Below are 10,229 nucleotides of genomic sequence, written 5' to 3'. Positions count from 1 at the left end.
TATAATACCCATGGTTAATCCTTCGCTCATTAGGCCAGATGTTCCATGACCCGATTATCACCAGATCAACGTAACTCCCTGTATACCGTGGAATCGGAACGGGTAGGGATTCATAAATCGATTTTGGCAGGATTATATGAGGTGCAGCAAAAACCCCAACTTCAGGATGGAGAAACGGGACTGGGTATTTCCCCCGCCAACCGTATTGCTTTAGAATCCGTTGATGAGTTTGAAGGTCAGGTCATCTATGCCGCTAATACGATACGCGTGATTACGGATACGCTGATCGGTCAAGGATGGCAAGGGGATGACCTATGGGATACAGCCTTGGGCTACTATAGCGAGAAATTTATTGGGCGCGTGGCAGAAGGCTATTCTCCGCCACCGGAAGAGCTGAAAGCAGCGCGTTTAGAACCGTGCGATGCAAAAACGCTCTATGGAATTTATGTCCAAGATTTACAAACCGACTATAGTCTAGAAAAGCTACCCTCGAATCTGTCCTATCTGGATATTGCCCTGTTATCTCTAGTCGAGCGCATCCCCCAATATTATCAAGGTCTGCCCCATCAGCGCGATGGTCTGCTAGAGGTGTTTCGGATCTGGCGTAACTTTGATACCCGTGAAGAGGCGATCGCCGATCTGACCAATACCTCCCCCTCCACAGCACCCAACTGGGAAGAAACCTACATCGATCCTCCCCTCCTCCAATTCCTCTCTCGCTTATCTCCAAATTATCTCGGCTATCCCCATCAACGGGAGAGCCTCATCCGTCTCACCCAACTGTGGCGTAACCTCGACTCTAGGGAAGAAGCTATATCCTCCCTGGAACGGGACACCTCCCCAGAACCTGCCCTCTTTTATCTCGACCCTGCCCTGATTGCCTTTGCCCAAAGAGTTCCCCAATACTACACCGGTCGCGGATATCAGCGCCAAGCCCTCACCGAAGCTTTCCGCATTTGGCGCAAACTCTCCTCCCGCACGGCAGCGCTGGCAGAATTAGGATTAGAGATCAAAATGCTCCGAAGTAGCAGTACAGACCCCAATCAACTCGCCAATACTGCCGCCCAACTGGATCGAGAACTGCTCGGTTTTATTAAGCGAGTTCCCTTTGCTTACACCGAAGAAGAACACCAGCGCAACGCCCTGATTCGTATGGTACAACTGTGGCGAGGACTGGACTCGCGAGAAATTGCTATTTATACTCTCTTTGAAGACTTGAAGCGGATGAATAACACCCACCGCAACAGTCCCGATGCTCCTCGCCAACCCGGACCCATTGTTCTGCCACCGCGTCCCAACCGTTGGACACCGGACAATATTCAACTCCATGCCTCGATTATTCCCGGGGGCTATTTTACCTGGGCTGAGGCTACCCATGGGGGGACTCGCCTCCCTCCCAACCAATCGACAGTCAATGCTATGGTCAGAATAGCGGTTTTGGCACAACAAGCTCGCGATCGCATGGGTCGCCCCTTCTATATCACCAGTTGGTATCGTCCCCCAGATATTAATCGGCGAGTTGGCGGAGTCTCAAATAGTCGGCATATCGTTGGAGATGGGATAGACTTCTATTGTGATGGACTCACTGGCAATCAAATCTATTGGTTTCTCGATCCCTGGTGGCCTGGAGGTTTAGGACGATATCAACGATATCCCTATATCGTCCATATTGATGCTCGCAGCTATCGAGCGCGATGGATTCGCTAAGATGGTCAATTAGATTTTAGAGATTCTTCAGAATTGACCCTCTGAGAAAATAACCTGAAAAAGAACGAACGCCTACAATAGAACAAAGCTCCTAGTCGGTATTGACCATGCAGCATCGTATCCTTGTTGTTCCGCCTACCCTAGCCCAAGCGTCTCCGGACGCTAAAGCAGATTCTCCCTCTCTGGGCCTGTTGCCGATGATCTTTATAGGTCTGTCGGCTGTCCTATTCATTGCCCTAGTTGCAGGTGGAATCTATTCCAAACTTGAAATAGAAAAAGTCAATAAAAAAGTCAAGTTTGAAGATTTTAAGAATAAGGAACTCCAGAAAAAGCTCAAACTCGCCCTGAGTACCATCACCAAAATGGAGACGAACCCGGATTTGGTTCACTCACGGGAATTTAACCTTGACTATCTGCGAATGCGGATGGATGAGGAAGTATTCCATTTTGCCATTGTCAATCAAATCAAAGTTAAAGTTAAAGAACAAATTACCATTGCCCTACGCCCTACCCAGGCTAAGGAAGGGAAAATTGGTGAGAGTAATGCTGCATCTCCCCGTAAAGTGAGTGAGGTGTTTGATGTCACCTATGAAACCGGCGATGGGGCGACGACTCAAAAGCGGGTCTTATTCCGGATTCAAATTAATATGACTCGTCTGCCAACTCAATCCACCTCAAAAACGATCCAGGATGTTATTGATTGTATCGAAACTTATCTTAGTCCTCATCCAGACCCAAATTGGCAACCAGCAATTCAGGGGCGGTTGGTTAACTTACATTGGGATCAGAAGGCAAAACCTACACCATTGCTGGTTTTAGAGCAACTGAATGAAGGAAGTAATGTGACATTCAAGACCAAAACCCATGCACCAACACCTCCCGCTGCGGGGAGAAGCTCTCGTTCGAGCAGTGGTCGCTCCAAGGGCAAATCTTCTGGAAGTCGTACCAGCAGTAAAAGTACAGGAAGCAGGACTTCAGCAAGTCGCTCTCGCTCTCAAGCTCGGCGATCGAAGTAAGTGTGATAGAGCGAGGGGATAGGCACTCTAGCCATAGAAAATGTCCTCACTATCCTTGGCATTGTCCCTTGCCTCCTAACGATTGGCAAAGGTATGTAATATCAAATGCATGTATTTCTGCTACAGATGGCCATTAGGGTAGAGACAACATGGGTTTTGTCTCTAGATTAGGCAGTTGTAGCAAGGATTTAAGGATTTGATATAACTTCGGCTCCCCATTTCTAACTGATCTGTACTCAGCACATAGGTTTTATAACGGGCCCTGAGGGACTCGAACCCCCGACCGACTGATTAGAAATCAGTTGTTCTATCCGACTGAACTAAGGGCCCATAAGATAGGCAACCCATTATTTTATTATAGGTCAAATTCCCCCAAAGGGGTAGTATCTCACAGAATGAGTTGCTGGATTTATGAAAATTACGTTAAATTTAATTAAGATTCCTGGAGAATGAAAAATTTCGTTCCCAAGAGAGACTAGGCGATCGCCCAAACTATAAGCACCTTAGTCATCAATATCTGTTTTGTATTCATATAAGAGAGCTTCTTGATTATGAAATTATCTTGGAAAGTCATACTTCTGTGGACGTTGCCTGCCCTGGTCATTGGGTTCTTCGTCTGGCAAGGAGCCTTTGCCCCCAATGTGGTGGACGGAGGTCAGAACGCAGCAACCACCCGCATGACCTACGGCCGCTTCATTGAATATCTAGAAGCGGGTCGAGTCACTCAGGTTGACCTTTACGAAGGTGGCCGAACTGCCATTGTTGAAGCCGTCGATCCAGAACTGGATAACTTCCAACAACGCTTGCGGGTAGACCTCCCTGGTAACTCCCCAGAAGTGATTTCCCAAATTCGTCAAGCCCATGTCAATCTAGCGATCCATCCTCCTCGCAATGAAGGAGCGGTTTGGGGATTATTAGGTAATTTAATTTTCCCCCTATTGCTAATTGCGGGATTGTTTTTCCTCTTTCGCCGTTCGGGTAATGTCCCTGGTGGCCCCGGTCAGGCGATGAACTTCGCTAAATCTAAAGCCAGATTTCAAATGGAAGCCAAAACGGGCGTAATGTTTGATGATGTGGCTGGTATTGAAGAAGCGAAAGAAGAGTTACAAGAAGTGGTGACGTTTCTGAAAAAACCGGAACGGTTTACGGCCGTAGGCGCACGTATTCCTAAAGGTGTGTTGTTAGTCGGTCCTCCTGGAACCGGGAAAACCTTGCTGGCGAAGGCGATCGCCGGAGAAGCAGGTGTTCCTTTCTTTAGTATTTCTGGTTCCGAATTTGTCGAAATGTTCGTCGGAGTCGGTGCTTCACGGGTGCGCGACCTGTTTAAGAAAGCGAAAGATAACGCCCCCTGTATTATCTTCATCGATGAAATTGATGCTGTCGGTCGTCAACGGGGAGCCGGTATTGGCGGTGGAAATGATGAGCGCGAACAAACCCTGAACCAGTTATTGACTGAAATGGATGGGTTTGAAGGCAATACTGGCATTATTATTATTGCCGCTACTAACCGTCCGGATGTACTCGATCAAGCCCTGTTGCGTCCCGGTCGGTTTGACCGTCAAGTAACCGTCGATGCTCCAGATGTGAAGGGACGATTAGAAATTCTGGATGTTCATGCTCGGAACAAAAAACTCGCAACAGAAGTTTCCTTAAAGGCGATCGCCCGTCGCACCCCTGGCTTTACCGGTGCAGACTTAGCCAACCTCCTCAATGAAGCGGCTATTCTCACTGCCAGACGGCGCAAAGAAGCGATCACCATGCTGGAAATTGATGATGCAGTAGACCGGGTTGTAGCGGGAATGGAAGGCACTCCCCTCACCGATGGCAAGAGCAAACGCTTAATCGCCTATCATGAAGTCGGCCATGCGATCGTAGGCACCTTGCTCAAAGACCACGATCCCGTACAAAAAGTCACCCTTATTCCCAGGGGACAAGCTCAAGGGTTAACCTGGTTCACCCCTAGCGAAGAACAAAGCCTGATTTCTCGCGCTCAACTCACCGCTCGTATCTGCGGGGCACTCGGTGGTCGAGCTGCTGAAGCCATCATTTTTGGTGATGCAGAAGTGACCACGGGTGCAGGGGGTGACTTACAGCAAGTGACGGGAATGGCTCGGCAAATGGTCACCCGTTTTGGGATGTCAGATCTCGGCCCCTTATCCCTAGAAGGTCAAACCAATGAAGTATTCTTAGGTCGCGATTTGATGTCCCGTTCTGAATACTCAGAAGAAATTGCCTCTCGCATTGATGCCCAAGTTCGTACTATTGTCGAACATTGCTATGACCAAGCATTGCAAATTATGCGGGATAATCGCCATGCGATCGATCGCCTAGTAGACTTGCTGATCGAAAAAGAAACTATTGATGGGGAAGAGTTCCGTCAGATCGTAGCTGAATATACGGCTGTTCCTGAAAAGGAAAGTTATATCCCTCAAATCTAAATCCTCAAAAAGCGCTGTAAAAACAGCGCTTTTTTAATGTCATTCTTCTCATAACAATTGAGTAAGCAATGACAGGACGAGCTACTGGCTAAGTTAAATTTTATTGAACTGTAGTCATGGTTTGAGAGGATTAAGGGTACAACCGTATTTTAACTCAGGCGCTCTCCACTCGCACAAAGAAACTGGGTTTCTGTTTCCACCTCGATAGGAGGCAGTATTCCCAGGAGAAACCCGGTTTCTAGACCCTATGACAAATCAGAAGCTCAAGGTTAAGATAAGATCGAGCGAATTGAGTACAATTATGTCAAATTATACAATTACTTTATATGAGCAGACTTACCACGCCCTGCTAGAAGTTGTCGAACTACAAGGCTTAACTCCTGAAGCTTAGATAATGACTCAACTTCCTAAACCCCAGGCGAAAGACCAACCTTTATCCGGAAAAATAGACGATTTAATTGGGGCAATTGAGAGCAGTCCCCAGCCTCATCATCAGTTTAAGCTAGTTCATAGCGATCTCGACCTGAGAAAATCACAACAACAAAAAGTAAATTGCTTTCCAGAAACCTCTTTGAATCAAGTAGCAGGATATCTGAAATATGAAGGCATCCCGAAAACGCTTGACGACTTAGAAGATGCTATTCGTCAAGGGGTAGAGGAACAAGGTAATGATATCCATTAAGAATATTCCTCCATTCTCTACAGGCGATCGCCACCCGCACAGAGAAACTGGGACTGTGAATACTCAGGTATTGATATGATATACCACAAGTAGCATAATTGAGGCATGAGTCAACACCTAAAACCAGTTGAGTGGGTTGGCAGTTCTCTTGAGGACTTAAAAGACTTCCCACAGGGGGTTCGCCAAGCTGTTTTGGAGGGGGTATGGGAACATAAGGGATATAAGGATATTGCTGAGGAATACCACTGTAGCAACGATCATGTGAGAAAGTCGGCATCGGAGTTATGGAAACTGCTGTCGGAGATGTTGGGAGAGGAGGTGAAAAAGAAGAATGTGCGATCGCTCATCGAAAACCGTGTATTCTCTTATCACAATAATGTCGTGCAAATTGGCAGTAACATAAACATCTGTAACGACCTATACAACAATCCAAAAAAAAACGATCGCCCTCTACAACCAGCAAAACTCCTCAACCGCGCCACAACCTCAGTCAAGCACCCGAATATCCGAACCTCCACAACCGCACCGAAGAACTGGCTACACTCCAACAATGGATACTTGCAGAAAATAGCCGCATCGTCACGTTAACTGGACTCTCTGGAATCGGCAAAACCGTCCTCGCGAGACAACTGGTAGAAGAAATAAAAGACAACTTCGAGCTTATCCTGTGGCGCAGTCATCGCAAAATTCCCAGCCTCAACGCCCTACAAACCACCCTCCTAGAATTTCTCGCTCCATCTCAAAACCTAACCCTCATCAACCCGTCAAACTCCCTATTAGACGCTCTCAGAAATCACCGTTGCTTAATCATTCTCGACGACTTCCAGGAAACCTTAACCCCTGGGGAATTCGTCGGTAACTATTGCCCAGAATATGAAAATTATGGTCAATTCATCCAAGAAATCGGACAATTTCCCCACAAGAGTTGCCTCCTTTTACTCAGTTGGGAACAACCCCTAGAAATAGCTACCTTAGAAACCGAAAATCCCTACTGTAAAACCTTCCCTGTACCCGGATTAGGGGATTTAGCCACTCAACTGCTCCAGGAAAGACAACTCAAAGACGAGAAAAAATGGTCAGATCTGATCCAACGTTACAGTGGAAACCCGCTATGGCTGAAAATCATCACTTCCACGATTCTCGATTTATTTAACGGCAGTGTGCAACAATTTCTCGCCTATCCCACCCTATTTTTAGGCGACCTAGAACCGATTATCAAACAACATTATCAACGCCTCTGTGAATCTGAAAAAGTTCTGCTTGAGTGGTTAGCGAACCAAGAGCAACCGGTAGAGATTAGCCAGAAACCCCCAGACCTTTTATCCGACGCAGATTTTTTAAAGGCGATACAATCTTTAAGGAGACGAAACTTACTGGAAAAATCGCCAATTTTAACTTTGCAACCGGTGATTAAACAGTACGTCAAAAACTAATATCAAATCCTTAAATTTTTGCGACAATTGAATGGGAGAGAAATGGACGAGTGTAACCCTGTAAGGCCTGTATTAGCGTCGCTAGAGCCAACGTTTCTCAACCGATCCCCATTGTTCATTGTTCTCACGTCATAATCGCTCCCCCCATCAACTGCTCATAGCGCCGTTGCAGCTCTTCACGAATTAACGGATAATCGCCCAATTCTGGATCTTCAGCAATCAAATTTTCTGCCGCTTCCCGTGCCAATGCCAGAATATCTTGATCCTGGACTAAACTGGCGAGGGCAAAATCGGGTAAACCCGATTGGCGAGTGCCTAAAACTTCTCCAGGTCCGCGAAATTGTAAGTCCATTTCAGCGATAAAAAAGCCATCTTGAGACTGCTCTAAAACATTTAACCGTTGGCGAGCATCGGGATTATTGGAACTACTGAGGAGTAAACAATAGGATTTATGAGATCCTCGTCCTACCCGTCCTCGCAGTTGGTGCAGTTGGGAAAGTCCAAATCGTTCGGCATTTTCGATCAGCATAACGGTGGCGTTGGGGACATCAACGCCGACTTCAATGACGGTGGTGGAGACAATAATTTGAATTTCATTGTCTCGAAATGCCGTTAGCGCTTCATCTTTTTCGGCTGAAGTCATGCGACCGTGGAGTAAACCCACTTGAAATTCAGGAAAAATAGTTTCCGATAGATTTTTATGTTCGGCTATGGCAGCTTTAGCATTCAGTTTATCGGATTCTTCAATTAAAGGGAAAACGACATAGGCTTGCCGACCTTGGGCAATTTCTCGGCGCATGAGTTCATAGACTTTTTTCCGTTCTTTATGGGTTAAAGCCAGGGTCTCTATGGCTTGTCTTCCTGGTGGTAGTTCGTCAATTTGACTGACATCTAAATCCCCATGCATGGTTAATGTTAAGGTTCTGGGAATGGGCGTTGCCGTTAAACACAAAACATGGGGAGATTCTCCTTTTTGCTGCAAGAGAGCGCGTTGTTCTACACCAAAACGATGTTGTTCATCAATGACAACTAAGCCTAAACGATGGAAATTAACTCCTTCTTGAATAAGTGCATGAGTTCCCACCAGTAAGGGTAATTCTCCTGTTTCTAAGTGGGCGTGAATTTCCCGGCGTTTCTTCACTTTTGTGGAACCGGTGAGCAGTTCTACGGGTAAATGGAGGCGGTTAAACCAGGTGACTAATTTGCGGTAATGTTGCTCGGCTAAGACTTCTGTGGGAGCCATGAGCGCGGCTTGATATCCGGACTGAATGGCAGCTAGAATTGCGATTACCGCAACGACGGTTTTTCCTGAGCCGACATCCCCTTGAACTAAACGATTCATGGCAGTGGGCGATCGCAGATCGCTTAAGATTTCATTCACTACCCGTTCTTGTGCCCCAGTCAGAGCAAAGGGCAACCCCTGATAAAACCGATCGATTAACTGTCCTGTCGGCATTAAGGGAATCGCTTTCTGATTTTTCTTCTGATTATGCCGGCGCTGAAGAAAGCCAACTTGCAGATAGAAAAATTCATCGAAAATCAAGCGCCGTCTGGCTTGCTCCAGGTTCTCTTGATCTCCAGGAAAGTGAATTTGATGAATAGCTTGAGAAAGTTGAATTAAGCTATAGGGCGATAAAATTAGTTCAGGAATCGGATCAGTTAACTGTTGTGCTGTAGGTAAAACTCGCCAAATGGCTTTACGCACGGTATCCGCTGCTACCCCTTCTGTTAAAGGATAAATGGGTACAATTTGACCAATAATTAGAGAATCTAATTCTCCTGAAGACTCTAAAACCTCCAACTCCGGTTTATCTAAAGTGAGACCATATTTATTCTTTTTCACCAAACCTGAAGCCGCGACAATGGAACCAACGGGATAATTGCGCTTCTGGCTTTCTTGCCATCCTCGATGACTGAAATAGGCTCCGGCAAAAAAACGCGATACTTTTAATTGTCCCGTGGCATCTTTGAGGATAATTTCTAAGATAGTGAGTTTCTTATTGCGAGGCGAAGAAAAACAGTTAATGCGCTTCACTTCCCCCACCACCGTCACCGTTTCTCCCGGTTCTAAATCGGCAATAAAGACTTGTGAAGCATAATCTGTATGGTTGCGAGGATAATAAAATAGGAGATCTCGAACGGTATGTAAGTTCAGTTTGGCTAACTGTCGTGTATGATACACTGAAAATTCGGGAAGATTTGTTAAAGCGCGATAATGCTCCGCATCGCTGGCGCGATCGCACTCCGTCGTCTCTGGAACTTGCTGGTGCAGCGCTGGAGAAGGCTTCGGAGCAGGAGTAATCGGGGGTTGTTGAAAGCGCTTTTGGGAGTCTGAGAGAAACTTCCGCGCCTGAGCAACGAGCTGTTGGCGCTGGGCAAACGTAAACTGGGGATAGGTTTGGAATTGCTCAGAGAGTTGCTTCCACTGGCGCTTTTCCCGGGGCGAAAAGGACGCGGGAGGGTTAGCAAAACTGAGCTGGAGAAACTCACTAAACCGATATTGTTTGCCTTGCAGGTCATTAAATCCGCGCTCCTGTTCTACTGTCAAGGCTTTTTGGAGTCTTTGCCAGTCGGGTTCTTGAGTCATGATGCTGAGAAGGCAGATAGGTGAGGGTAGGGCTGTTCTCTTTGATGATAGATCATTGCTCTAGGGGAGGAGCGATCGATGGGGTAGGGGTAAGAAACCGGGTTTCTACCCAGGTTGAGAACGCCAACGAAAAGATAAGCAAGAAACCCGGTTTCTAGGTTGAATTGTAGGGGCAGGTTCACCCATACCCCTCTTCTGTCACTCTCCGAGTTCAATGAATAGGAAATCTGCCAATTATCCGGAAGGATAAAAGGATTGAAATTGATTAACGGTGTTAATCAATTTATTAAATCCCCTCCATAAATAAGAACTCGGAAGCTACTCTTACTTTCTCTCTCCAAACTTCATTAATTTTTTCCCACACTC

At 46.5% G+C, this 10,229-nt stretch carries 5 protein-coding genes, 1 tRNA gene and 1 pseudogene; 5 read left to right on the top strand and 2 right to left on the bottom strand.

The window, feature by feature from the left end; all coding sequences use genetic code 11:
* Positions 1-45 precede the first annotated feature (45 nt).
* On the top strand, positions 46-1,707 hold the full coding sequence (locus AC3A14_RS22680; protein ID WP_318735729.1) for a D-Ala-D-Ala carboxypeptidase family metallohydrolase: 1,662 nt from the start codon (positions 46-48) through the stop codon (positions 1,705-1,707).
* A 107-nt stretch (positions 1,708-1,814) separates the two neighbouring features.
* Entirely contained in the window at positions 1,815-2,723 is a 909-nt protein-coding gene (locus tag AC3A14_RS22675; RefSeq protein WP_318735586.1) for a hypothetical protein, read from the top strand.
* Between the two features lie 256 nt (positions 2,724-2,979).
* Here AC3A14_RS22675 and AC3A14_RS22670 read toward each other — a convergent pair.
* Positions 2,980-3,053, bottom strand: a tRNA-Arg gene (locus tag AC3A14_RS22670).
* Positions 3,054-3,274: 221 nt separating this feature from the next.
* On the opposite strand from AC3A14_RS22670, the gene ftsH2 reads away from it, so the two are divergent.
* From ftsH2 to AC3A14_RS22655, 3 genes and pseudogenes are all read left to right on the top strand, one after another.
* Positions 3,275-5,161 carry an ATP-dependent zinc metalloprotease FtsH2 gene (gene ftsH2, locus AC3A14_RS22665; RefSeq protein WP_318735584.1) on the top strand — a complete coding sequence of 629 codons (1,887 nt, stop codon included), beginning with the start codon at positions 3,275-3,277 and terminating at the stop codon, positions 5,159-5,161.
* A gap of 394 nt (positions 5,162-5,555) precedes the next feature.
* Entirely contained in the window at positions 5,556-5,843 is a 288-nt protein-coding gene (locus tag AC3A14_RS22660; protein ID WP_318702360.1) for a hypothetical protein, read from the top strand.
* 105 nt (positions 5,844-5,948) lie between these two features.
* Positions 5,949-7,276, top strand: a pseudogene (locus tag AC3A14_RS22655) (helix-turn-helix domain-containing protein).
* 124 nt (positions 7,277-7,400) lie between these two features.
* Here AC3A14_RS22655 and recG read toward each other — a convergent pair.
* Positions 7,401-9,863: an ATP-dependent DNA helicase RecG gene (gene recG, locus AC3A14_RS22650; protein ID WP_318735578.1), complete on the bottom strand. Its 2,463-nt coding sequence runs from the start codon at positions 9,861-9,863 to the stop codon at positions 7,401-7,403.
* Positions 9,864-10,229: the final 366 nt, after the last annotated feature.

It is taken from the genome of Roseofilum sp., from assembly GCF_982964205.1.
This window is presented reverse-complemented; position numbering and strand designations above follow the sequence as displayed.

What these genes read in the sequence shown, in the direction of transcription:
- AC3A14_RS22680 (WP_318735729.1), top strand. Translation starts at nt 46, where the DNA reads ATGACCCGATTATCACCAGATCAACGTAACTCCCTGTATACCGTGGAA.
- AC3A14_RS22675 (WP_318735586.1), top strand. Translation starts at nt 1,815, where the DNA reads ATGCAGCATCGTATCCTTGTTGTTCCGCCTACCCTAGCCCAAGCGTCT.
- ftsH2 (WP_318735584.1), top strand. Translation starts at nt 3,275, where the DNA reads ATGAAATTATCTTGGAAAGTCATACTTCTGTGGACGTTGCCTGCCCTG.
- AC3A14_RS22660 (WP_318702360.1), top strand. Translation starts at nt 5,556, where the DNA reads ATGACTCAACTTCCTAAACCCCAGGCGAAAGACCAACCTTTATCCGGA.
- recG (WP_318735578.1), bottom strand. Translation starts at nt 9,863, where the DNA reads ATGACTCAAGAACCCGACTGGCAAAGACTCCAAAAAGCCTTGACAGTA.